This window comes from Scandinavium sp. NPDC088450 (assembly GCF_044900545.1).
GTDB lineage: Bacteria > Pseudomonadota > Gammaproteobacteria > Enterobacterales > Enterobacteriaceae > Scandinavium.
Genome location: NZ_JBJDNI010000010.1, coordinates 106027 through 130108, shown reverse-complemented (window position 1 = coordinate 130108; position 24082 = coordinate 106027). Strand labels below are relative to the sequence as shown.

Below are 24082 nucleotides of genomic sequence, written 5' to 3'. Positions count from 1 at the left end.
AGCGGTGAAAAAACGAAGAAGAAGTAAAACCACGAGGCACATTCAGAGGAGTTTTCAGCTGTTACATCAGCGGCATGAAACTTGCGAAGGGGATCGGACAAGCAAGCTTTTATCAGCCCGGCTAAGCAGTGCGCCGCCGGGCTTTAGTAGGGAATTACCCGCCCTGTACGCGAACAGGTGCGGTTGCGCTAAACAGCCACGGCCGCGCATCGCTATCAACCAGCGGTGATAAGGTTTCGCGCACTTGCTGGTGGTAATCATCCAGCCACTGTTTTTCTTGCTCACTCAGCAGAGTGATGTCGACCTGGCTCAGATCGATAGGGATCAGCGTCAGTGAAGAGAATTTACAGAAGCCCGGCAGGGTATCGACCACTTCGACCTGGTTTTCAATACGAATGCCGTATTCCCCTTCCAGGTAGTAGCCCGGCTCGATGGTGATGATATTGCCTGCCGCCAACGGCCACGGGTTAACCTTTTTGGCGATGCGGTGCGGCGCTTCGTGGATTAGCAACTGATGACCCACGCCGTGCCCGGTGCCGTGATCGAAATCAACGCCCAGCTCCCACAGAGAACGACGGGCAAAGGCATCCAGTTGGTGTCCAAAACTGCCTGACGGAAATTGCAGGGTGATCAGCGACAGAAAACCTTTCAGCACTGCGGTGTAATGCAGTTTACGCTGTTGATCCATTGGGCCAAATGCCAGTGTACGTGTGGCATCAGTGGTGCCGTTGTGGTACTGGCCGCCGGAGTCATTCAGGTAGAAGCTGTCGGAGGTAATCGCCGTATTGGTGGCTTCGCTTGAGTGGTAATGGCACATCGCGGCGTTGGCTGACGCCGCAGAAATCGTCCCGAAACTCATCTCGATAAAGCCGTCCTGCTGTTCGCGGAAAGCGAGCTGTTTGGCTTGTGCCTCCAGCTCGGTTAGCGGGTTACCTGCGGCAATGCGAGCCGGAACTTCATGCGCCAGCCAGGCGAGGAAATTCACCCATGCGGCACCGTCTTTCTGGTGGCTGTCGCGATAGCCTTCAAGTTCGGTGTCATTCTTGGTGGCTTTCATCAACGTGATTGGGTCTGCATCCCAATAGACTTCGCCGCCGTGCTGTTCTACGGCAAAACGCAGTGCAACAGGGGCGCTGTCCGCATCCAGTTGAACACGTTTACCCGATGCAATTTGCTGGCAGCGCGGCACCAGTTGATCCATCGGCGACAGCGTCAAACCGGAAAGCAGCGCCTGCGGCAGGTTCACGGTTTTAGCGCTATCGACAAACCATTCCACATCACCTTTGCGGCTCAACAGGACAAACGAAAGCGGCACCGGGCTGGTGGCGATATCGGCACCGCGCACGTTCAGCAACCAGGCAATGTTATCCGGCTGCGTGATGGCAAGATAATCTGCGCCGTGGGCATCAAGCACGGCTGCGATGCGCTGGCGTTTGGCTTCACTGCTTTCTCCGGCAACGTTCAGCGGCATTTCACGGATCAAGCCACATGGCGCGGCAGGGCGATCGTGCCAGAGCGTGTTAAACAGATCTTCGGCGAGTGGCACTAGCGTGCAATCGGTGTTCTTCAAGACTTCATACTGGCTGTTAACCATCAGCATAGGATCGAAAGCGATACGGCTGCCCGCCGGAAGATGGTTCTCCAGCGGATCGTTATGCAGGTGATGAATGTCCCAGGCCTTAAGATCCACTTCATGACGAACCTGAACCTGATAGCGGCCATCAACAAAAATCAGGGCGCGATCCTGAAGGACCAGCGCGACCCCGGCGGAGCCAGAAAACCCGGAAACCCATTCGAGTTTATTATCGTGCGGGGCGGCATATTCGCTCTGCCAGGCATCGGCACGGGGCACAATCATGCCATCCAGGTCGTGTTCAGCCAGGTAGCCTCGTAGCGCGGAAAGCGGGGCGGTCGTTTGCATGGTACTTGTCCTGTTCATTAGCGGAACGGCGGTTCGTTAAAGGTGCGCAGTTTGCGTGAGTGCAGTTTATCGCCCTCAGCTCGCAGCAAGTCGATGGCGCGGATCCCAATCTGCAAATGCTCAGAAATGGCCCCTTCATAGAAGCGGTTCGCCTGACCCGGCAGCTTAATTTCGCCGTGAAGCGGCTTATCAGAAACGCACAGCAGCGTGCCGTATGGTACGCGGAAGCGGTAACCCTGAGCGGCGATGGTGGCGCTTTCCATATCGATGGCGACCGCGCGGCTCAGGTTGAACCGCAGCGCGGAAGCAGAATAACGCAGCTCCCAGTTACGGTCGTCGGTGGTGACGACAGTCCCGGTGCGCAGGCGATGTTTGACCTCTTCGCCGGGCATCCCGCTGACCTGTTTCGTGGCGTCGTACAATGCTCGTTGCACTTCGGCAATGCTTGGAATCGGGATGTCCGGTGGCAGTACAGCATCCAGCACGTGATCGTCACGCAGATAAGCATGTGCCAGCACGTAATCGCCGATGGTCTGGCTTTCGCGCAGGCCGCCACAGTGACCAATCATCATCCACACATCCGGGCGTAACACGGCCAGATGATCACAAATATTCTTGGCATTAGCCGGGCCCACGCCGATGTTGATCAGCGTAATGCCTTGTCCGTCTTTAGTGATCAGGTGCCAGGCGGGCATCTGGTGTTTTTTCCAGGCCAGATCGGAAATGGCGGTTTCCGGAGCTTCAGTATCGGCGGTGATCCACACGCCACCGGCACAAGACAGCGCGATATACGGGCTATCTGGATCAAGAATTTGGCTACATCCCCAGCGCACAAACTCATCCACATAGCGGGTGTAGTTGGTGAACAGCACAAACGGCTGGAAGTGTTCAACGGGCGTGCCGGTGTAATGGCGCAGGCGAGCGAGGGAGAAATCCACGCGGCGAGCGTCAAAGTGCGACAGCGGGTAAAGCTCGGTCGGGTGGAACAGACCATCGGCGGTCTCATCACCAATCTGCGCTAAATCGGTGGTCGGGAAATGACGTGTTAGCCCGGCGCTCATGGAGCGATCCAGGGTTAACGTGGAGCCATCAATCACGTACGGATAAGGAATTTCATGCTCAGACAGTTCGACGGTGATGTTTGCACCGTAATCCTGATACAGCGACGTGAGCTGCTCAAGCAAGTAAGGGCGGAAAAGCGTGGGTTGAGTAATGGTCGTTGAGTAGCAACCCGCATGCGTGAAGCGGCCCCAGGCGCGAGTCTTCAGGGCATTATGCGCTTCACCATCCCAGGAGACGGACAGAGAAGGGTAGACGAACAACCCTTTTGCGCGTTCTTCAGGAGTTGGCAGGGTGCTGTCGTTGATGTAACGACCTATCGCTTCTCGCAAAGCCGCGACCGATTGATTATAGAGCGCGTCGAGTCGTTCCAGCGCCTGTTCCGGGGTGAGGCCGGTAGCCTTATTATTCATCATTCGCTCCATGTGTCTGCTCTCGGTTTTACCCGATAAAATGTCACAGGAATGTGACACAAAAGCCAGCGGAAAATGCCGAACAATGAAGGGAATGCGAACGGAATGCAGAAAAGCAAAAAGCCCGCTCAGTTTCCTGAGCAGGCTTCTCAAATATGGCTCCTCTGACTGGACTCGAACCAGTGACATACGGATTAACAGTCCGCCGTTCTACCGACTGAACTACAGAGGAATCGTGTGAACGGGGCGAATATTAGCGATGCCCGCGCAGCATGTCAAAGGCTCTGTGCATTCAACTGTGCTGATTGCTGACTATTTCAGCAAAAAGTGAGGATTTGCTGAAAAAATGCCGAATCACGCTTCACTGAGACACACTTTTTGCGGATGCGAAGCGCTCAATCCAATACGCATCACATCCTGAGCGATCATCAATTCCTCGTTGGTATTGATGACGGCCACCTTCACTACCGAGCTGTCGGACTGAATAAACGTCGCATTCTCGGTGTTTTTCTGCTCATCTACCGCCAGCCCCAAAAATCCCAGATTCTTGCAGATGGCTGTTCTGGCACGAACGGCGTTTTCGCCGATGCCACCGGTGAAAATAAGCGCATCAATACCGCCCATTTGCAGAACGTAGCTGCCGATTGTCGCCCTGATTCTTTCTGCGAATAGCGTGAGGGCGAGCGCGGCTTGTTGATGACCTGCATCCGCAGCCAGTTCGACATCCCGATAATCGTTGGACACACCGGATACACCCAAAAGGCCAGATTCATTGTTGATCAACTGGTTGAGCTGCTGTGGGGTTTTGTGCTCTCGCTGCGCAACCCACGGCAGAATGGAAGGGTCGATATCGCCGCTGCGGGTGCCCATCATCACCCCGGATTGCGGGGTAAAGCCCATCGAGGTATTCACAGATTTCCCGCCCTGAATTGCGCAGACGCTGCACCCGTTGCCAAGATGACAGCTGACCACTCGAAGCGCACTCAACGGAATACCCATTTTTTCGGCTAGCTTCTGGCTGACAAATTTATGGCTCGTCCCGTGAAAACCATAGCGGCGCACACCCAGTTCCTGGTAATACCGTAACGGCAGAGGATAAAGAAAAGCGGAGGCTTCTAGCGTTTGGTGGAAGGCTGTGTCAAACACCGCCACGGCAGGTATCGTGGGTAAAAGCTGACGAAACACTTTGATACCCAATACGTTAACCGGGTTGTGTAGTGGCGCAAGCTCAGCCAACTGCTCTATTTTTGCCAGCGTATCATCGGTGATGTTTACCGAGTCTTTAAAGAATTCCCCACCGTGCGCAACGCGATGCCCGACGCCGTCAATATCCTGCAACGAGTTAATTATCTTCAGCGCGATCAGTTTATCCAGCAACAAAGTGACGGCGTGATGATGATCGTTGACGGGTAGCGTTTCCTGCCATTTTTGTGCCGCCGCTTTTAGCGTAAAGCTCGCCTCTTGTTTGCCGATTCGTTCAATCATCCCCTGACAGCGAACCTCGCCCTGCGGCAGGGTCAGCAGCTGAAACTTCAGGGACGAACTTCCGGCGTTGACTGCCATAATGTTATACGACATGAACATTCCTCTGATTCAAAAAGGTGCTGATTTCCTTCAGCCCTGTGTGGGTCGCGGCGCTGGTAATAAACACCGTTTGCGCTCCGGCCTGTTTCAGCCAGTCTTCTACCTGGGCTATTTGCTGTGTGGCTGCAATGTCTGATTTAGTGACAATCCCGATGGCGGGCCGGTTCATTGGTTCGGTGAACCCCGGAGAAAACGGCGAACTGGCGGCATCCGCATTCAACACCAACGCGATGACATCGGCTTCACAGGCGCTCGCCAACAGCGCACTGTAAAGACGTCGGTTTTCCAGATATTCGCCGGGTGTGTCGATGCTTTCCGGGCTCCAGGCTATCGCCTGCGTTTTTTGATAATGCAACGCTTCCCCGCGAAAACACTGAGTGAGCGAGGTTTTACCGCACTGGCTGGGGCCAATAAGCATGATGCGTTTCATCGCGCTACGTCCTGGTGATGGAGCAGGCGGTAAAATGCAGCACTTCGCCCAACGTTCGGGTGACCTGCGTTAACGCATATTCGATGGCGGAGACATCGCCCGTGAGCACCACTGAACCGGTAAACCGGTCGAGAAAGCCGATTTCTACCGCACCTGATTTTGTCGCAATATCGCAGGCGATAATTGAGGCTTCACTGGGTGTGATGGTGAGAATGCCAATCGCTGACACGGTATCGTTCAGCCCCAGTTTTTTAAATAAATCTTTTCCTGGATTGGCAATCAAGTGGGCGAGCGTGACTTGTTTGCCCGGCACGTATTCCTGAATCATGCGATCGGTTGTCGGTGAGCTTTCCATTATGCCTCCACTATCTGTCGCCACATGGCATCGTGAGGGCGAGGAAGCACCACGCGCGAAACCAACAGCCCTTTTTCACCCGCAACGTCGCTGGCAACGGTAACGGCATTGTTCACATCTGAGATTTCACCCACCAACACCATGTAGCATTTGCCGCCAATGCCGTAGGCCATATGCACGCGAACGAGCGTGACGTTTGACGCTTTGACGGCACGGTCGGCCGCAGCGAGACAGGCCGCGATACTCCACGTTTCCACAACCCCAACGGCCTGCTTGCTTTCGACAGCGTTCAGACCGCTAATTGCAGGCAGGATGCTGTGATGAAGATTTGGCAGCACCAGGCTGTCAACGAGCATCTCGCCAGCCAGCGCTTCTCCTGCAGCAACTGCCTGTTGCACTGCACCGACATCACCGCCCAGCATCAGCAGATACTTTCCGGGACAGGTGGTTTTGCTCGCTAACAGCGTCACGTTGGCGCTTTTCAACATCACGTCGCCGGCTTCCATTCCCTTCGCGATACTGGTGAGCTCTAAAATTCCAATAGCCTGAGACATGGTTATCCTCTTATCACCGTAATGGCTTGCGCCGTAATGTCGCTGACAATGCCGTCGATGCTGGCATGAATGGCTGCCCCTAACGTCTCCTCAGGCACATCCGCGACGCATTGCCCGCGCGTAACCCGTTCCCCTTTTTTCACGCAAGGCGTGGCACTTGCTCCGATGTGTTGGCGTAGCAGTAAGGTGACCTGTGGTGGCTGATAGTCTGTTTCGGTAAACGGCGCGTCGTGATACCAGTCATTCAGGCCGAGTCGGGCAACGAGCCGTTTGATTGGCACCATGCGGTGCTTAGCCATCTCATCGGCGGCAAGCAGCGGCCCTTCATAGCGCTGGTTTTGTGCCCGAAGTTCGCGTTTGAGCATTCTGTTAATTCGCATCGGCGAAATGCCGACCGGACACGCCACGCTTTCACACACATTGCATTCTGAACAGGTGAGGGCACTCAGCAGGATTTGCGGCGTGGCGGTTTGTTGATAGTTCACCGCGCGCACCAGAAGATGAGGTGACAGAGGATGGCCGATCAAATGCCTTGGACAGAGATCGGTGCATAAGCGGCACTGTTCACACACGGTTTTCGCCAGCGCCAGCACTGTTTTGTCATCCTGTAAGCGTCGCTGAATGAGTGAGTGTGTTTTGGGAAGCACCAGCAGCCCGCCAGTCGTTTTGGTGACTGGCGAATCAAGGGAAGGTATCAGGCTTCCCATCATCGGGCCGCCGTTGATAAAGCCCGGATCGGGTACGGTTGCGCCACCCGCCAGAGCCAGAACTTCACGCAGAGAAGTACCAATGGGCACGGTGACCGTCAGCGGAGTCTCCACTGCGCCATTGACGGTCAGGGTTCTGCGCGTCACCGGGTAGTGTTGTTCGACGGCTCTGGCGATATTCAGCACAGTCTGTACGTTATTGACGACAACACCTACGCTGACGGGCAGCGCGGCGGGAGGCACACGCCGACCAGTCGCCATCCAGATGGTTAACACCTCATCACCTGCCGGATAGACGTCCGGCAGAATGTGCAGGCGAATGTCCTCAGTCAGCAATGGTGTTAAGGCGTTAATCGCCTCGCAATATTTCTCTTTTAACGCAATGATGCCCGTGCTTGCGCCAGTGGCGGTCATGGCATAGCGCAGACCGCGAATCAGACGTGCGGCTTGCCGGGCCATCAGCTGCTGATCCACTTTCAACAGCGGCTCACATTCGGCTGCATTCACTAAGAAAGTATCGACCTGAGCCTGAAGTTTTACGTGGGTTGGGAAGCCTGCTCCCCCTGCACCAACGATGCCAGCCGCTTTGACATGATGGCGAATGGTTTGCGCATCGACATCCTGAAGCGTCTTCATAGCAATTCCTCCAGAAGCTCCTTGATAGCCCCTGCATCTGCGTTGCGCGGATTGGTTGCCAGGGTGACATCAACAAGTGCGGCCTCAACCATCGCTGGAATACGGTTCGCGTAGCCGGCTTTGTGCTCACCCAGGGCGGCAGCAAAGCGGGGGATCTCGCACTGTTTTAGCAACTGGGCGATATGCTGAAGCAGGGCATTCAGGCTGGTGGTGTCGTTCGCGGTTTCAGGACACAGGCGGCACGCTTTTGCCAGCCGTGCATAACGTTTCGCCGCACGAGGATCTGTGGCATTGAAGCGAATAACAGCCGTGAGCAACAGGGCATTTGCCAGCCCGTGCGGCAAATGAAATTGCCCACCCAGTTGATGGGCGATGGCGTGGTTCAACCCAAGCCCGGCCTGGCTAAACGCCATGCCAGCAAGCGTTGAGGCGTTGTGCATTTTGCCGCGAGTGGCCAGGCAATCGCCATTTCTGACCGCAACAGGAAGATAGCGAAACACCAGCTGTGCGGCTTTTTCTGCCAGTGCATCGGTGAAGTCGCTGGCTTTGGGTGAAACGTAAGCCTCAATCGCGTGAGTCAACACATCCAGGCCGGTATTGGCCGTGATGTTGGCTGGCACACTGACTACCAACGAGGGATCAAGGATGGCGATATCCGGGTATAACGCCTTGTCGAATAAGGGGTATTTAATTCCTTTGTCCGGATCGGTGATAACGCAAGCACAGGTCACTTCCGAGCCGGTGCCGCTGGTGGTGGGAATGGCCACGCAGGTTTCAATCTCCACTCCGGCCTGGCGGCTAAACCAGACAATGGCTTTTGCAGCATCAAGCGCCGAACCACCACCAAATCCAATCACCACCTGCGGTTTGAGTTGTTGCATCTGTGTGATGCCCTGAACCACGGTGCTGATAGTGGGATCTGGCGTGATGTCACTGAACACACTGATCTGATTATTGGCAGGCAATATCCGCTTAAGCGCATTGAACATCGGCGAACGGGCAAGAAAGCCATCGCAGATTATCCAGATATGCTTATCCTCAAAGCGTTGCAGAATATTCAGGCTGTCCTGGCCGCTGTACAAGGTGGTGCGAAGTGAAAAGGGGTTCATCACAGCCTCGTTAGCGGATGGAAAAGCCGTTTGTCAGCACGCAACGGCGGGAACGAGCAAATGTTCGCGCCGACGTTGTGCCTTCGCCTGTTGGCGTGGCGATGGTAAAGGTGGTGAAGCCTTCGCCCCCGACACCAATCCCGGCATAAGACGGCCCGTTTTTAACGAAAATTGAGGTTTGCAGGGCGCGAGCAGCCTGGTTTAACCGCGAAACGTTTTGCGAATGCATGACAGCGGTGTGATGCAATCCCTCTTCGACGATCAGCGCTAACTCAAGCGCGCTGGAAAAATCTTTCACTTTAACTATGGGGAGCATTGGCATCAGCTGTTCACAGGTAACCCAAGGGTCGCGAGCATCGACAACGCCAATCAGCAGACGGGGGGCTTTTGCCGGAACCGCTAATCCGGCGGCAGTAAGCATCTCTGAAGGGCTTTTGCCTACCAGTTTCTTGTTCACCTGGCCTTCCGGCAGACAGGCTGCCCGTAACTTGTCGGTGTCTTGCTCACTGAGTAACAGCGCCCCAAAGGCTTGCAGTTGCTGAATCAAACGATCGGCAATCGATTCGACGACAATCAGGCTTTTCTCTGCGATGCAGGGCAGGTTGTAGTCAAAGGACGCGCCATTAATGATGTCTTCCGCCGCTTTGACCAGGTCGGCGGTTTCATCCACGATGCACGGCGGATTTCCGGCACCGGCGCCAATCACTTTCTTGCCGCTTTTCATCCCCATCGCCACAATGCCTGGCCCACCGGTAATCGCAAGAATGGCGATTTTTTCATGTGCCATCATTTGCTGTGTGGCTTCAAACGTTGGCTCTGCGACAGTGACCACCAGATTGCGAATGCCGCAGCAGCGGAAGGCAATCTCTTCAATCAGGGCTATCAGCTTGAGCGAAACATTTTTTGCCGCCGGATGAGGGCTGAAGTAAACACTGTTGCCTGCAGCCAGCATGCTGATGCTGTTGTTGATGAGGGTTTCTGTCGGGTTAGTGCTGGGCGCGACGGAACCAATAACGCCAAACGGGGAGTATTCAAACAGCACCATGCCGCCATCGCCGGTAAGGGCGGTAGTGGTGAGGTCTTCCACGCCTGGCGTGTTATCCAGTGCGGCTTTGTTCTTGAGAAATTTATCTTCTTTGTTGCCCATGCCGGTTTCGCGCATGCTCTCTTCGGCGAGCGCTTGCAGATGCGGGCTCAGCTCTTGTCGCAGTGTGTTGATGATGGCGCTGCGTGTTTTTAACGGACATTGCTGATAACGCAGAAAGGCCTGATGCGCGGCGTTAATCGCCTCATCCACTGAGGTAAAAATACCTTGCGCTGTCTTGGGTTGCGTTTCTGTCGCAGGAATTTTTTCGCGCAAAATGGCGCGAATCAAGGTTTCAAGCTCTTGGGTATTCATGATGGTGTCCTTGTCTCTAATGCCAGCATCGCCGCCCGGGCAATGTCCATGTCCTGTTCTACGCTGCCACCGCTGATCCCTAACCCGCCGATGAGAATGCCTTCGCGCCAGAGGGGGAATCCTCCACCAAAGGTCACGACTTTGCCCTGCATGTGGCTTTCCAGCCCGTACAGTTCAGCCCCAGGCTGGACGGCGGTGGAAAGTTCATGGGTGGCTGTTTTCATCGCGACCGCGGTCCATGCTTTTTTAGGGGCCAGTTCACTGCTAACCAGCAAGGCCTCTGGCATTCGCCAGGTCACGGTTTGCGTGCCATGCGCGTCCACAATGCTGACGACAACTGGCACTCCCAGTGCTTCGGCATGATTCACCGCGGCCTGGGTTAATTGATGAAGGTCTTTGAACGAGAGCGACATGGTGGAATTCCTGCTGGTGGCGGTAGGACTGGCTGAGAGATAGCGGCGAGTCACTTCCTGAATGAGGGCTCGCTGATGAGCGTCGTGATCTTCCGCGCGAGCCAGGGCGTATAAGCAATCTGAGAGGCGATTGAGGTAGCGCAGCAGTTCGCTTCTGACGGTTGCGGTGGTGGATAATTCCACCAGGCGCCTTTCTGCCCGACGAGCGAGCGTCCTGGCAAAATGCAGACGACTTGCCGCCTCGCAGCGCCCCGGCAAAATAAATTGCTTAAGTGGCGCAACTCGGCTCATGGCTGTATCAATGGCAGTTTCGAGTGCAGAAATATCCTCGACGCGGATGTCATGACGCTTTGCGCTGGCTGCGTCACTTTCACTGGCAAGTTCGGCACATAGCCAGAAAAGATGATGCTGAACAGTTTCAAGCAGCTCACAGTGTTCCGCACAGGGGCTGGCGCAAACACACAGGCTCAACGCTGAATTCAGTTCATCCAGCGTGCCGTAAGTCTCCACCCGCGGATGTGTTTTGCTGACCCGTTCCCCGGTAAATAATGTGGTGGTGCCTGAGTCACCGGTGCGGGTATAAATCGCCATACGCTCTCCTTAACGGGACAGGGTGTCGACAATGCCAACGATGGCAAGATCGATGGCTTCATTGGGGCCGGAGAAAACATGCCGGGCGCTTGAGCCGCTGGATAACAACACCAGTTCTCCGATGCCAGCACCGACGGAATCCACAGCCACTTCATCACCCTGGGTGGGTGGGTCAGGAAGATCGCCGCTGGCGCTCACTCGCCTGACCAGCAACAGTTTTTTGCCAACCAGCGAAGAAGATTTTTGTGTCGACACCACAGAGCCTGTGACGCGGGCCAGTTGCATGATTCACTCCTGCTTAATGAGATGGATGTTGCGTGCCCGCGTAGCGTCAAGCGCAAGGGCGGTAATGACACAGTGACGACGCAACACCAGCCAACTTTCGTTAAGGCTTGCGACGTCGGCATAACTTAAAAGCTTTGTTGGATGCAGAACGATGGCTCGCTCATGTTCGTCGCACCACCTCAAAGGCAAACCTGACAGCTTGTGTACCGGTATCGCTGGCAATAAGTGCCCGGGAATCGTTATTCGCACCCGCAGGCCCAGGCTGAGAACCTCAAAGAGTTTTCTCACGATGCGATCCTCCTCCTGATGTTCTGCAAGTTGCCTGAGTTGCGGAAGGCTGACCTGAATCAGATTCAGTGCTTCGTATTGGCTGCTTAATGCCTGGCAGTCGATGTCCTGAAATTGTGCAGCGCTCAAGGTTTGGGTTTGCCCCGCACGTCGCTGCAAACGAGCGACGATTTCGTCAATAACGTGCTGCAACAAAGCGCTGTTCATTAGCGGTTAACCAACGTCGCAAAAGCGAGCGGGTTATCTGCACCCGCTGCGTTGGCTTCATCGGTATCAATGTGCAGTTCAAGGCGCATGTCCGGCGAAACCCGAATATCGACGTTGTCGAATACCAGTTGGCGATCGTCGCCTTTGATGGCAACAGCCACGGTGTCGCCGTGTGATACGCGTAGAATCAGAGCGTCCAGAGGTGACATATGAATATGCCGACGGGCAACAATGACTCCCGAAGCCAGTTCCAGTTCAGCAAAAGGGCTAACCAGACGGAGGCCAGGCGTGCCTTTCAGATCGCCAGAACTGCGTAACGGGGCCGCTACCCCCAATGCTCTCGCATCGCTGCGCGATATTTCGACCTGACTTGCGCTGCGCAATGGCCCCAGTAAGCGGACATTTTCTATCTGACCTTTTGGCCCGACTAACGTGACTGTTTGCTCAGCCGCGTATTGCTCTGGCTGCAGCAAAGCCTTCTTCTTACCAATAGGCTGCCCGGGAAAAAGGTGAGCATAATCTTCAGCGCACAGATGAAGATGACGGTTGGAAATACCCAGCGGAATCGGGCGCTCCCGCATTTCATCCAGCACATTGCGGACAAGGGTGTACAGAGAGTCTTTATCCATGGTGTGTCACCTCACTTACCGGCATGCAGGCAGAGCGTTCGGGGTTCCCCTTTCTGGCGCTGGCAAGCAGGATCAAGGCAAAGATTGCAGAGGGTGGAATCGAGAGCCGCCGTCTGCACTTTTTCTTGTATTGCTGCATCTTCAGCAGACTTTTCTTCTTTCACCCTGACCGATTCTGGCGAAACGCTAATCGCCGCAGGTTGTGGCAAAATGCCGCTCGCTGGCCGGGCTATGACTTTATGCGCAACTAAGCCATGTTGCTGTTTTGCGATATTGGCACCGGTGATAACGGCGGCCTGTACCGAGGCGACATCTCCGGTGATTTTGATCAGCATCCAGCCTGAGCCGTTGGTTTTTTCGAATCCTCGCAGCGTGATGGCAGCGGCTTTCGCCATGGCATCAGCGCAGGTGATTGCCAGTGCCAGACCACTGACTTCCAGTAACCCCAGTGATTGCTTCACGCTGTGCTCCTTGCCTGAAAACGTCAGGCTGACTTAGGTAAAATGGCCTCAACGTCACTGTGTGGACGCGGAATAACGTGACAGGATTTCACTTCGCCGACCGCGTTAGCTGCCGCACTGCCTGCATCGACAGCAGCTTTTACCGCACCCACGTCGCCACGAACCATCACCGTGACCAGACCAGAGCCAATTTTTTCGTAACCCACTAACTGCACATTGGCCGATTTCACCATGGCATCAGCGGCTTCAATGGCAGCGACCAGGCCCTTTGTTTCAACCATTCCCAGTGCATTATTCATACTGCGATTCTCCTGTGGATAACGAATGAGCGTCCCTGAAGGGGAGACCCTTAACCAACCGCGCCGCGTTGTTTCCAGTGTGTCGGTGGGCGAGGTGACTTTGGTTCTGCGTCAGCGTAAAAATCGGCGCTGACACAGGTAGATTTTTGTAGTGCACAACCAGCGTGCTTTCATCGCAGGCAATGCCGACCAGTAAGGGCGAGTGTTGAGCTGCCTGCCATGCACACTGAACGAGGCTACCTATGGGCTGCTCACGAATGAAAAAGGGGATGCCTTCTTCCTCAATGCCCAACAGGACTTCTTGCCAAAGAGCGAGAGCGTTGTTCAGCTCGGTTATCACAATGGCCGGGATCGGATCGCTATTAGCCATGCGCTGCCTCCTTTTGCCACGACAGAATCAGGCCCGTGGCAACGGCATTGCGAGGGCCTTCTATGCCGCGAATGTTGCCGCTTCCTGCAACCAGTCGATAATGGGCAAGCGCATCGGTGACCAGTTGCGGCACTTCAAAATCGAGGGCTGAACCCCCGACAAGCACCACAAAAGGAATGTCCCGAATATTGCCCGTTGGGCTGACCTGGCGGAGTGCTCGCAGCGCGTTGGTCACGAACACGCGTTCCTTCGCACGGCGGCGAACGGCGCGAACTTTCTCCAGAGGCAGGTCGCCGGGAAGGGGAAGTAGGCCGTCGGCCTTCACAACACAAACACGCGCAAAGACGCTCGGCGGAAGCGGGGCGGGGAAAAACTGAACACTGCCGTCTTCATGACGCAGATGGAACAGGCTTTCGACTTTGGCCAACGGATGCTTTTTGATTTCCTCCGCCAGGTACCGGTCTTCAAGGCCCAGTTCACGCGCGATGATCATCGTGACCATATCGCCAGCACCGGCAAGGTGAGTGGCAATGATGTCGCCCTGAGGATTGATAATGGAGGCATCGGTCGACCCCGCACCGAGATCGAGGATGGCCAGCGGACGAGTTGTGCCTGGGGTGGTCAATGCACCAAGGATCGCGGCTTCAGCTTCCGCACCACCGACCTGCACATCAATATTGAGTTTTTGTTTGATCTCATTGGCGATCATCGCCATTTGCAGACGATCGGATTTCACCATCGAGGCAATGCCAACGGCTTGTTCCAGCGAAAACTCGCCTGCGACACCGCCGGTGACGCTTACGGGCACGGACGTATCAACGGCTAGCAAATCCTGAATATAAATCTCACTGCTGGGCTTGTTGGTCAGTTCGGCCATCTTTTGCCGAACGTTTTCCAGCATGCCACCAATATTGGTACCTGCTTCGCCAATGACGTTATCGAGGGTGCGACATTCACCGACGACTTTCATGATGGCATCCGCCCCCGCTGCAACATCGACCCGTAATGTTCTGCCTTGCGATAACAACTCAATATTTCCGGCAGGAATGGATCGAGCTTTGACGTCTCCGGCGGGTGTTTTTATCACCACAGCTGAGCGGTTGCCTATCAGCGCTCTGGCAATGGGCACGATGTTTTTGGTTTCTTCGGCATTGAGCTTGAATACCGTGGCGATACCGTAAGGGTTTGAGAGGGTTTCAATGACTTTGCCCGGCACAGCGACTTCGATGGCGGCAAGCATCCCCAAAGGGATCCTGTCGATGTAACGTACTTCATCGACCACCGGAAGAGGGTGATCCAGTCGGTTACTGACCAGCACGCCATCGTCCTGCTGAAGGATAACGCCGGTCAGCCGATAGCCGACACGCACAGCGGCGTTAATCATGTTTGCCACGTCGGCAAAATCAAAAGCTGAAGACACCACCAGAATGTACGGCGACTCCGTTGTCCGTGTTAACAACTCTTCTGGCGTGATGGTGATGCCCGTGCCTAAGCCGACACCGCCGGGCGTTTTCGGATTGTGACCAATCATGGTCGACTCAGTGATAATGGTCTCGGTGATGGTTTCCATTGCCACATCACCAATCACCGGCGTGGCTTCGTTAATGCGAATGAGCGAAATATCGCTGACAGCGATCCCTGCATGGTTAGCAGCCAGTGAGAGCGCCTCCTGGATGCCGAACACATTTCGCAATGTGCCTTTGACTCCAGTGGTTTCCGTGAGCGCGCTGCCCACAATGCTCAATGTGCCTTGCTCATCAACCCTTGCCAAAGCAACTTCGGTTGAGGCGTTACCAATATCAATGCCAGCGATATAGTGCATATCTCATCCCTGCGGTTAATCGTCGCCTTTGAGTTTTTTCCGTGCCACATACAACTCAGCGGCTTCACGAACGAATCCGGCGCAAATCGTGGCCTGATAACGTTGCTCCAGGTCGTCCGCTATTGCCTGTAGCTCTGCTTTGGTTGACCGGAATGGGCGCAACGCGTTGTAGATTTCCAGGATACGATCGTCCGGCACGGCAGTGAGTTCAGCTGCGCGTTCGAAGTTAATGGCGAGACGTTCACGTCCGGCATCTCGGGCAATCGCCGCCTGAATTCGCAGCGTTTCAGGTGTGATGCGCATGTCCTGGGCGGTGACCTGATTGTTCAGCACATTTTCCAGCGTGAAGTCGTCCAGCGTTTTATTGGTCGCGGTTTTGACCCACTCCGGATGCTTGTTCGCCAGCGGATAGTCGGAGACTTTTGCCGCGTGAACCGAACCACTCACAACAGGTGCGACCGGGGTTTCACCCTGCAGGCTGTTCATGCGGCTCAACACATCCCGAACCATCGATTCAATTGCTTCGGTTTTCATGGAATATCCTTGTTAAAGCGCCACGCGCAGTTCCTGTGGGTTTTTGCCAGTAACGACGTACTTCGTCTCTTTGATGTGCAAAATGGCTGATTTCGCCTGATATTTCGGGCGTGCCATTTGGTCATTCAGCGTGGGGACGGGCTGTGGGGATTCCCGCTTGGCGTAACGCGCAGCGTTTTTCCCAATCTGACGGTAGGTTTCCAGCGTCAGCAGCGGAGCCTGAGGAAACAGCTCCAGGTTTGAAAGTGGCGGTAATCCTTGCTGGTGGATAACCGTGGTGCCTTTTGACTGAATACCGATGGAGATCCCAGACCCGCTCAGGCGATTGCCCTCAACGGCGACGAACGCCACATCCGAAGACTTAAAGCAGCGAATGACTCGTGCTTTGATGCCTTCTTCTTCGATTCCGGCAATCACTTCACGCAAAATGCTTTTATGAGGTACGCCGATAATGTTGGTGGTTTGCGATAAACCAAACGCAGGGCCGACAGCAATCACCACCTCGTCCTGCTGAGTACCCTGGCGGGCTTCGCCAATTTCGCTAAGAAAACTTTGGCCCTGCGCTGGAGTAGCCTGAAGCGTCGACACTGGAGCAGCGCTAAAAGAGACAGGTTTATCGCTACCCTGCATCTCTTTCAGCACATCCTCGATTATCTGACGGAGTAGTTTTTCATTGATTTCCATTGTTCACCCCTTAACCCAGCTGATTGGGGTCGAGTGCGCCAGGGATGTTTTTAATCTCTTCCCAGCGTTCGCCCTGCAGACGATAGCCCGTTGCCGGACCGGCATAATCATTGATGTCGTTAACAGCAGAGAGCACTTGCCCCTGACCGACAATAATGGCGGAGGTGTGAAGGTAATCTCCGGTGAGTTTGGCTTTTTGGATGTCGAGCATGTCCTGGGCCACATCCATAAATCCGCCCTGAGCCAGCGCTTTCACCACTTCTAATCCGTGGCGGTTCTTGCTGATGATCTCCTGGGCAAATTTGATGTCTTCGACGATGTTGCGTTCCGGCATATCTTTTGAGCCGTGGGCATAGGTAGCAGCTTCAACTTCTTCGTCGGTAATTGGCGGCAGGCCCATTCCGGCAAACACGGCCTGTAAAGCGCGAGCCGCTTTATTGCGAATGGCGACTACATCTTCTTCACGAACCGGACGCAAACCTCCGTCCACTTTCAGGTCGCGTTGAAGGACGTTGTAGTCGTCAAAGTCTTCCGCATCTTCATTGGAACCGGCGAACATGTTGTCGTAGTTCGGTACGGCGGAATATCCCGATGAAATAAAGTCAGTGCCAGGCAAGAACTGCATCAGTAAACGCGCGGTACGGCGCATATCGGAATGCGTAAAGGTCTGGTCGTTACTGGAGGCGCATTCCAAATCCAATGACGAGCAGATCAGGTTTTCGGCCAATACGGCACGTATTCCGGAAGGCACCGCAGAAGGTACGCCGATACAGCTGACCGAGCCATTCTGTAGACCCTGCACACCTGCGGCTTTGGTGATGTAGATGCAGCGTGCTTCCAGATAGAGCATCGATTTTCCTTCCGCATAGCCCATCTGCACTTCGGAGCCCGAGCCTGAGGTAAAGCGCATTTTCAGGCCGCGGGAAGCGTAAGAGGAGGCGAGGAAGCCTTTCGACCATGGCGTATCATCCCCGTCAGTGAAGACCGGCTCGGTGCCATAAACGGAAATCGTTTCGGCGTAGCAAGTGTGGCCCAGCATGCCGAGCTTCAACTCAGTCGCTTCTTCAAGCGAGCATTGGGTTAATACGCCAGGGCGCCCGACCTGAGAGCCGACCAGCAGAGCGATAGCATTGAAGGGGGCGTAACGGGCGACAGCGACTGTTGTCTCTTGCTCATCAAACCCGCGCCATGCGCCTTCAGCCGCATCGGCAGCGATTTGCACTGGATTATCTTTGACGTTGGTGACGTGAGCCTGTTGGGATGGCGTGCGACGCGCGCGCATTTTCTGCATCGCCATCATCATTTCAACCACGTTCATCTGCGACATGACTTCGACAATTTTCGCCGGTGTCATCGCGGTGGTAAGCGGAACGATGTCGCTGCGCTTTACGTTCGGATCGCAGAGCATATTGGCCAGCTTGACGGAGTCCATCGCCATCACTTCTTCCGCACGCGCCAGGTTGATGCCGTAACGAGCGATGAAATGGTCAATCAGGTCAAATGCGCTGACGGGTTTGCTGTCCAGCTCAGTCACCACACCATTGATGATTTTGATGGAGGGCTTTGGATCGTTCGGGCTCTCCATGGCGATAAAGCCTTCTTCGATCCACTCATTAACGAAACCATCCTGGTTAACGGGACGCTTCGCCAGTGCTTCAAATCTTTTCGATTTCATGCGTCAGCCTCACGCTGTCAAATGTAGGAAGGGCGATCGTTTTTCGGTTCACTGCCGAGCGTCGACAGGACCGTTTTGCCGATTTCGCGGGCGGAAATGACGGCCTGGCGCACGGCACCGGAGTCTCCGGAAATCACCAAAATGACTTCGTTGCTGAAGCTGGTTCCGTGTGCTGGCGAGCTGTAGGCGACAACATCCACGTTGGCCGCTTTCAGCGCGGTGTCTGCCATCAGCACACCCACGGCAGCAGGCGCACCCACGATGACCCCGCAAGCCCGGCCGAGTGGGGCTCCAAATGCTTTTTCCAACGCGTGGCTGGCTCGAGCGGTGTATTGCAGCTCGATATGTCCGGCTTCATTGCCATAGACATCGCCGAATGTACGATCGAGTTCCTTCAGCGCCACTTCAATGCCACGTTTCACATCAGACACATCGTTGCCGCCAAGAATGATCAGCGAGCCGTGGCCTGCGCCGCCTTTGGTGTCGCGAGGCAATTCAATGCTGACAACTTCGGTGTTGGTGGCTTTGACCGCTTCATCGGCGGCCATAATGTGCGGCCCCGCCCCGGTGCGAGCACCCAGAATGCCAATCGAGCGATAGCGCTTTTCTAGCTTCATGGCTTCCAGAAGGGCGCTGTCCACGTTGGCAATCACCAGACCGACGGTGTCACCGATCGCGGTACCGACAAATTCCGTTAAACTGCAATTTTTCTCTGCCATCGTTGATTCTCGCGTCACTGGAGAGCTATCGGGTGTGGCCACGCGGGCCATCACCTGAGCCATGATCTGATCGACCAGTTCATTGCTGCTCATGGGTTAGTCCTTTGGGTAAGATTTTCTCGACATCGCTGTGAGGGCGGGGAATGACATGAACAGCTTTCACTTCCCCTACGTTACGTGCAGCAGCAGCGCCCGCATCCGTCGCGGCTTTCACGGCTCCGACATCGCCGCGAACCATCACAGTGACCAGCCCGGAGCCAATTTTCTCGTAACCCACCAGCCCTACATTGGCGGATTTCACCATGGCATCAGCCGCTTCGATGGCCGCAGTTAGCCCTTTGGTTTCCACCATTCCCAGTGCTTCTTGTTGCATAAAAACCTCAACTGAGTTGCCTCGATGAGCACGACTATAGAAAGAAGAAAAGAAAAAGAATGGCTGACCTGAAGTTCAGAGTGAAAAAAAGAATAGTGGAGTTATGCTACTTAATTGGCGTAAGGATTTTTAATCTGTTGTATTTGAATGGGAATAAATCCAGTGCTGATGTGACTATTTCGTTTTGCTTGCGCCAGCTTTACATTATTTATAATGACGGCGCTGTTTTTGTTTGTTAAAGACCAGATGGGTTGTGGCTGCATTTTGGATAATAAAGCAACGCACATAAGCATAATTTTATTATTCAGGCAGATCGCTTTTCCCAGCTTGAACAACTGGCAGCTATGACATCCTTTCATTATTGAGAGCAATAATTTGCTATGGCTTGTGATTTATTTTCCTGGGTGACTCAAGAGGTTGCCAACATTTTTCCGCAGTTTGTTTTTATAGTGAGAGTTTGTAACGAGCATCGGCTGAATGGCGGACAGGCACGTCTTCCCGATGAACCTCCTGTCCGTTACCGCCAGTCAGGGCGTCGGTGGCTACTGGCACAATTCCTTTTCAGAAGGTGTCACTATGAATGATTCATTAAAAGCACAATGCGTGGCCGAGTTTTTGGGGACCGGGCTGTTCCTGTTCCTGGGCATTGGCTGCCTGAGTGCCGCGAAACTGGCCGGTGCAGATTTGGGACTGTGGGAGATATGCATCGTTTGGGGGCTGGGAATTTCTCTGGCTGTATATCTGACCGCCGGGATTTCCGGGGCGCATCTTAACCCCGCAGTGACGATTGCTTTATGGCTGTTCGCCTGCTTTCCCGGTCGAAAGGTTGTGCCTTACGCGCTGGCGCAGTTCCTCGGTGCTTTTGGTGGGGCACTGTTAGCCTGGCTGCTTTATAGAACCTTGTTTACGGAATATGAATCTGCGCATCAACTGATACGCGGCAGCGCAGAGAGCCTGCAACTGGCAAGTATTTTCAGTACGTATCCTGCCGCGGCCATCAGCGTGTGGCAGGCCGCGCTGGTTGAAGTGGTTATCACCTCAATGCTGATGGGAATGATCATGGCACTGACGGACGACGGCAATGGCGTGCCAAAAGGTGCACTGGCCCCGTTGCTGATTGGGCTTTTAGTCGCGGTGCTTGGGGCCGCCACGGCACCGTTAACGGGTTTTGCCATGAACCCGGCGCGTGACTTCGGACCGAAACTTTTTACCTGGTTTGCCGGATGGGGCGATATTGCAATGACCGGCGGTCGGGATATTCCTTATTTTGTGGTGCCGATAGTGGCACCTGTTATTGGTGCTTGTATTGGTGCGGCGATTTATCGCTTTTTCATCGGCAAGAACCTGCCCTGTAATCGTTGTGCTATTGAGTAAAAATGCGAGCGGGCTCGCCGCAGATCACAGATTGATGCAACACAGAAAAGCATTTCGTGATCTGCTTTCATGAATGGCGCAAAAGTCTCCTGACATCAGAAGACTTTTGATATTGTCCCTTTTATTCTTCATTTACGCTGTGTCAGGTGTTGAACGGAAATACGCTGCATGGCTCAATCTATAACAATAAATTAACTGAGGAGGGATGTCATGATATCTGCCAGTACCCTTAACTCAGAACTTATTAATAAAATTGCCCAGGATTTTGCTAAAGCCACCGGTCTGGCGGTGGTGGTCGTCAACATTCATGGCGATGAAATTTCTGAGTTGTTCAATTTCACGCCGTTCTGTCAGCTGATGCGTCAGCATCCTCAGCACAGTTCCCGCTGCCGTTTAAGCGATCGTTGTGGTGGGCTGGAGGCGTCGAAATCCGATGAGCCTTGTATCTATCGTTGTCATGCCGGGCTCACCGATTTTTCCATTCCGTTAGTCATTGCCGGGCATTTGGTGGGCTTTGTGCTCTGCGGCCAGGTCAGGCTGAGTCAGGATGTCGGGCTGGTGGATATTCTTCGGGTGGATGAATGCTGGCGTGCTGATCCTGATTTGCTCCACGAGTTTCTGAATGTCCCGGAGGTAGATTACGCCCGGGTCATCGCCTCTGCAGAACTGCTGAAGCTGATTGTCGAAAACTACCTTAAAAAGCAGCTCAGTTTTGTGATGATCAAGGACAACCCCACGCCCGCTGCGGTGAGCCGCAAACAGCCTCTGGCGCATGACAGCAAAATGAAAAAGGCCTTGCGCTACATTGAGGCACACCTCTCAGAGGAGCTCCGGCTCGAAGAAGTGGCATCACACGTTTATCTCAGCCCGTACTATTTCAGCAAATTATTCAAAAAATATCAGGGGATTGGCTTCAACGCATGGGTGACTCAACAGCGCATGGCGAACGCCAAAGAGCTGCTTTGCCACAGTGACTGGAGTATTGCCAGCATTGCCCGCAATTTGGGCTTTTCGCAACCCAGCTATTTTTGCAAAGTCTTTCGTCAAACCTATCAGGTGACGCCGCAGGTTTTTCGTCAGCAAAGGAAAGACACCCCCACGCCCATGCCCGCTCATGAGATGAGCTAGTGGGTACGCTGTGGGACGGCGTTAACGTAAACATAAACGCGGCGGAAGCCGCTTGATAAGCCAACAGGTTAGCCACATTTGTGGCAGGGAAGGGGGTGAAAATCCCCCGCAGCCCCCGCTGCTGTGATGCCGACGAACCCGTAGAACCACTGATCGCAGGATTGGGAAGGACGGGGGAGGATGACGCTCAGCCAGAAGACCTGCCTGCTGGTGATGACCAACAACTTCGGTGGGAAGTGGGTTGCTCAGAGACGCGTGGTGCGTCACTGCCGCTGCACGTCGCTAAACATGACCCTTACCACCCTGAAGAGGATCAGGGGATGGTAGTAAAACAGTATCTGAATGCGCCTGTCGGGCGTGTTCTGCAAGGCGTTACAGCACAGCAGCCTGCTGGCCTGTCTGTGACAGACCCCTTGCGGCCCACGCCATTACGCATCTTAAATGATGTTTGCGCGCTGTCGCCTTCTGTGGAAGAAAACCCTTTTTGGGCGACAGTCCAGCCTGAGTCAATTGCGCTTTTTAATCTGACTCAACATAAGCCGGCGTGGGTGACACGCCTGGCTGAAGCCCTGCCTTTGGTTAGCTTTAGCAGCCAACAAGGTCCCGGTAGTATCTTTGTTCCAGCGGAAAAGATGATGGGCGCTTTTCAGGCGGCATTCACCCATTTCTCGGTGGTCATGATTCTTGGTGCGTCGCCTGCGCTGACCGAATCGCTATCAGCTTTGGCTCGTGAACTACCATCAATGCCCGTCGTGTTGCTTATCCACGCCAAACCGCAGCGCGTAGTCCACTCACTTTTCCCAGAGGGTAAACAGGCGAGTGCATTGGTGCATTTTGTGGCTGCTTTCTTAAAAAGCTAAGCGTGATCGGGCCAAAAGGGCGCTGAAAAAGGGCTCGGTTCGCACCGCATTGGTGCAACTCGTCCCCGGATGGGGCATCGGGTAATCCATTGGCTGGCTACTAAAAGGGCGCACATTATCAGAATCTCTTATTTTGCGGCCTGTCAGGCACGTATCACGCGGCTGTTCAAAAACTGGCAAGCATATTGCAACTCCTCCGACAACTGAATCGCCGGCCTGGTACTGGCATCCCCAAACTGGAGGCAAAATGAACTTAAGACGCCTGAAATACTTCGTGAAAATCGTCGATATCGGCAGCCTGACTCAGGCTGCTGAGGTGTTGCATATCGCTCAGCCCGCCTTGAGCCAGCAGGTGGCTACGCTCGAAGGTGAGATGGATCAGCAACTCCTGATTCGCACCAAGCGGGGAGTGACGCCGACAGAAGCCGGAAAAATTCTCTATACCCATGCACGGACTATTTTACGTCAGTGCGAGCAGGCTCAGCTTGCGGTCAACAATATCGGACAGACGCTCAGTGGCCAGGTGTCCATTGGCCTGGCACCAGGAACTGCGGCATCCTCTGTGACCATGCCGTTGCTTCAGGCTGTGCGCAATGAGCTGCCAGAAGTGATGGTCTATTTGCATGAGAACAGTGGAAATGTACTGAACGATAAATTGCTGAACGGCCAACTGGATATGGCCGTGCTGTACGAACGTTCTCCGGTAGCAGGGCTGACCAGTCAGCAACTGCTGAAAGAGGATTTGTGGCTGGTGGGCACGCGTGATTGTCCGGGTCAGAGTGTCGATCTGTTGGCTATCGCCGAAATGAATTTGTTCCTGCCGCGTGACTACAGCGCCGTGCGGGCACGTGTGGATGAAGCCTTTTCCCTGCGTCGCCTGACGGCAAAAATCATTGGGGAAATTGAATCTATTTCTACCCTGACGGCGGCCATTGCCAGTGGGATGGGCGTGACGGTACTGCCTGAATCAGCGGCCAGAACCCTTTGTGCTTCTGCAAATGGCTGGATGGCGCGAATCACCACGCCGTCGATGAGCTTACCGTTGTCGCTCAATATGTCCGCTCGTGGTTCGCTGTCGCCGCAGGCTCAGGCAGTAAAAGAGATCCTGATGTCACTGGTCAGCCGCCCGTCGCTGGAGAACCGCGAACTGCAGCTGGTCAGTTGATATAGCGTAATGGAATAAGTTGCTGGTTTTTATTATTT

At 54.4% G+C, this 24082-nt stretch carries 26 protein-coding genes, 1 tRNA gene and 1 riboswitch; of the genes, 4 read left to right on the top strand and 23 right to left on the bottom strand.

The features are described 5' to 3' along the window. Nucleotides 1-154: 154 nt before the first annotated feature. The 23 genes from ACI2I2_RS11685 to pduA form a co-directional block, all read right to left on the bottom strand. The gene (locus ACI2I2_RS11685; protein ID WP_404658057.1) at nt 155-1921 is read right to left on the bottom strand and encodes an aminopeptidase P family protein; all 1767 of its coding nucleotides are present in this window, start codon (nt 1919-1921) and stop codon (nt 155-157) included. A 17-nt stretch (nt 1922-1938) separates the two neighbouring features. Next, nucleotides 1939-3393 (bottom strand): AMP nucleosidase, encoded by a 1455-nt coding sequence (locus tag ACI2I2_RS11680; protein ID WP_404658071.1) that lies wholly within the window; start codon nt 3391-3393, stop codon nt 1939-1941. A 156-nt stretch (nt 3394-3549) separates the two neighbouring features. After that, nucleotides 3550-3625 (bottom strand) — tRNA-Asn (locus ACI2I2_RS11675). A gap of 122 nt (nt 3626-3747) precedes the next feature. Next, a complete protein-coding gene (locus tag ACI2I2_RS11670) occupies nt 3748-4971 on the bottom strand; it encodes an acetate/propionate family kinase (RefSeq protein ID WP_404658056.1) in 1224 nt (407 codons plus the stop codon). After that, nucleotides 4961-5407, bottom strand: a complete 447-nt coding sequence (gene pduV / locus ACI2I2_RS11665) for a propanediol utilization protein PduV (RefSeq protein ID WP_404658055.1) — start codon at nt 5405-5407, stop codon at nt 4961-4963. The genes ACI2I2_RS11670 and pduV overlap by 11 nt, the downstream gene beginning before the upstream one ends. A 4-nt stretch (nt 5408-5411) precedes the next feature. Beyond that, entirely contained in the window at nt 5412-5762 is a 351-nt protein-coding gene (gene pduU, locus ACI2I2_RS11660; protein ID WP_404658054.1) for a propanediol utilization microcompartment protein PduU, read from the bottom strand. Then, nucleotides 5762-6316, bottom strand: a complete 555-nt coding sequence (locus ACI2I2_RS11655) for a BMC domain-containing protein (RefSeq protein ID WP_404658053.1) — start codon at nt 6314-6316, stop codon at nt 5762-5764. Before ACI2I2_RS11655 ends, pduU begins: the two co-directional genes overlap by 1 nt. A 2-nt stretch (nt 6317-6318) precedes the next feature. Further along, nucleotides 6319-7659, bottom strand: coding sequence for a 4Fe-4S dicluster domain-containing protein (locus ACI2I2_RS11650; RefSeq protein ID WP_404658052.1), 1341 nt, complete (start codon nt 7657-7659; stop codon nt 6319-6321). Beyond that, on the bottom strand, nt 7656-8768 hold the full coding sequence (locus tag ACI2I2_RS11645) for a 1-propanol dehydrogenase PduQ (protein WP_404658051.1): 1113 nt from the start codon (nt 8766-8768) through the stop codon (nt 7656-7658). The genes ACI2I2_RS11650 and ACI2I2_RS11645 overlap by 4 nt, the downstream gene beginning before the upstream one ends. A gap of 10 nt (nt 8769-8778) precedes the next feature. Then, the gene (gene pduP / locus ACI2I2_RS11640) at nt 8779-10167 is read right to left on the bottom strand and encodes a CoA-acylating propionaldehyde dehydrogenase PduP (RefSeq protein WP_404658050.1); all 1389 of its coding nucleotides are present in this window, start codon (nt 10165-10167) and stop codon (nt 8779-8781) included. Further along, the gene (gene pduO / locus ACI2I2_RS11635; RefSeq protein WP_404658049.1) at nt 10164-11171 is read right to left on the bottom strand and encodes a two-domain cob(I)yrinic acid a,c-diamide adenosyltransferase PduO; all 1008 of its coding nucleotides are present in this window, start codon (nt 11169-11171) and stop codon (nt 10164-10166) included. The genes pduP and pduO overlap by 4 nt, the downstream gene beginning before the upstream one ends. A gap of 9 nt (nt 11172-11180) precedes the next feature. Then, nucleotides 11181-11456 (bottom strand): EutN/CcmL family microcompartment protein, encoded by a 276-nt coding sequence (locus tag ACI2I2_RS11630; protein ID WP_330985457.1) that lies wholly within the window; start codon nt 11454-11456, stop codon nt 11181-11183. 3 nt (nt 11457-11459) lie between these two features. Then, nucleotides 11460-11951, bottom strand: a complete 492-nt coding sequence (gene pduM, locus ACI2I2_RS11625; protein ID WP_404658048.1) for a microcompartment protein PduM — start codon at nt 11949-11951, stop codon at nt 11460-11462. After that, a complete protein-coding gene (locus ACI2I2_RS11620) occupies nt 11951-12580 on the bottom strand; it encodes a phosphate propanoyltransferase (RefSeq protein ID WP_404658047.1) in 630 nt (209 codons plus the stop codon). The genes pduM and ACI2I2_RS11620 overlap by 1 nt, the downstream gene beginning before the upstream one ends. An 11-nt stretch (nt 12581-12591) precedes the next feature. Further along, entirely contained in the window at nt 12592-13041 is a 450-nt protein-coding gene (locus tag ACI2I2_RS11615) for a BMC domain-containing protein (protein WP_404658046.1), read from the bottom strand. Nucleotides 13042-13064: 23 nt separating this feature from the next. Then, nucleotides 13065-13340: a propanediol utilization microcompartment protein PduJ gene (gene pduJ / locus ACI2I2_RS11610; protein WP_154160806.1), complete on the bottom strand. Its 276-nt coding sequence runs from the start codon at nt 13338-13340 to the stop codon at nt 13065-13067. Then, nucleotides 13333-13710: a glycerol dehydratase reactivase beta/small subunit family protein gene (locus ACI2I2_RS11605; protein ID WP_404658045.1), complete on the bottom strand. Its 378-nt coding sequence runs from the start codon at nt 13708-13710 to the stop codon at nt 13333-13335. Before ACI2I2_RS11605 ends, pduJ begins: the two co-directional genes overlap by 8 nt. Continuing rightward, nucleotides 13703-15532: a diol dehydratase reactivase subunit alpha gene (locus ACI2I2_RS11600; RefSeq protein ID WP_404658044.1), complete on the bottom strand. Its 1830-nt coding sequence runs from the start codon at nt 15530-15532 to the stop codon at nt 13703-13705. The genes ACI2I2_RS11605 and ACI2I2_RS11600 overlap by 8 nt, the downstream gene beginning before the upstream one ends. A gap of 15 nt (nt 15533-15547) precedes the next feature. Further along, complete coding sequence (gene pduE, locus ACI2I2_RS11595; RefSeq protein ID WP_404658043.1) at nt 15548-16066, bottom strand: propanediol dehydratase small subunit PduE; 519 nt, start codon at nt 16064-16066, stop codon at nt 15548-15550. Between the two features lie 12 nt (nt 16067-16078). Then, entirely contained in the window at nt 16079-16750 is a 672-nt protein-coding gene (gene pduD, locus ACI2I2_RS11590) for a propanediol dehydratase medium subunit PduD (RefSeq protein ID WP_404658042.1), read from the bottom strand. Between the two features lie 10 nt (nt 16751-16760). Further along, nucleotides 16761-18425: a propanediol dehydratase large subunit PduC gene (gene pduC / locus ACI2I2_RS11585; RefSeq protein WP_330985448.1), complete on the bottom strand. Its 1665-nt coding sequence runs from the start codon at nt 18423-18425 to the stop codon at nt 16761-16763. Between the two features lie 17 nt (nt 18426-18442). After that, nucleotides 18443-19237, bottom strand: a complete 795-nt coding sequence (pduB, locus tag ACI2I2_RS11580) for a propanediol utilization microcompartment protein PduB (RefSeq protein WP_404658041.1) — start codon at nt 19235-19237, stop codon at nt 18443-18445. Further along, nucleotides 19224-19517 carry a propanediol utilization microcompartment protein PduA gene (pduA, locus tag ACI2I2_RS11575; RefSeq protein ID WP_404658040.1) on the bottom strand — a complete coding sequence of 98 codons (294 nt, stop codon included), beginning with the start codon at nt 19515-19517 and terminating at the stop codon, nt 19224-19226. The genes pduB and pduA overlap by 14 nt, the downstream gene beginning before the upstream one ends. A gap of 576 nt (nt 19518-20093) precedes the next feature. Here pduA and pduF point away from each other — a divergent pair. From pduF to nac, 4 genes are all read left to right on the top strand, one after another. Next, nucleotides 20094-20891: a propanediol diffusion facilitator PduF gene (gene pduF / locus ACI2I2_RS11570; protein ID WP_404658039.1), complete on the top strand. Its 798-nt coding sequence runs from the start codon at nt 20094-20096 to the stop codon at nt 20889-20891. A 210-nt stretch (nt 20892-21101) separates the two neighbouring features. Next, on the top strand, nt 21102-22019 hold the full coding sequence (gene pocR, locus ACI2I2_RS11565; protein ID WP_404658038.1) for a regulatory protein PocR: 918 nt from the start codon (nt 21102-21104) through the stop codon (nt 22017-22019). 48 nt (nt 22020-22067) lie between these two features. Beyond that, nucleotides 22068-22242: riboswitch (cobalamin riboswitch) on the top strand. A 97-nt stretch (nt 22243-22339) separates the two neighbouring features. After that, nucleotides 22340-22879: a hypothetical protein gene (locus ACI2I2_RS11560; protein WP_404658037.1), complete on the top strand. Its 540-nt coding sequence runs from the start codon at nt 22340-22342 to the stop codon at nt 22877-22879. A gap of 247 nt (nt 22880-23126) precedes the next feature. Then, nucleotides 23127-24044 (top strand): nitrogen assimilation transcriptional regulator NAC, encoded by a 918-nt coding sequence (gene nac, locus ACI2I2_RS11555; protein WP_404658036.1) that lies wholly within the window; start codon nt 23127-23129, stop codon nt 24042-24044. The last annotated feature ends 38 nt before the right edge of the window (nt 24045-24082 follow it).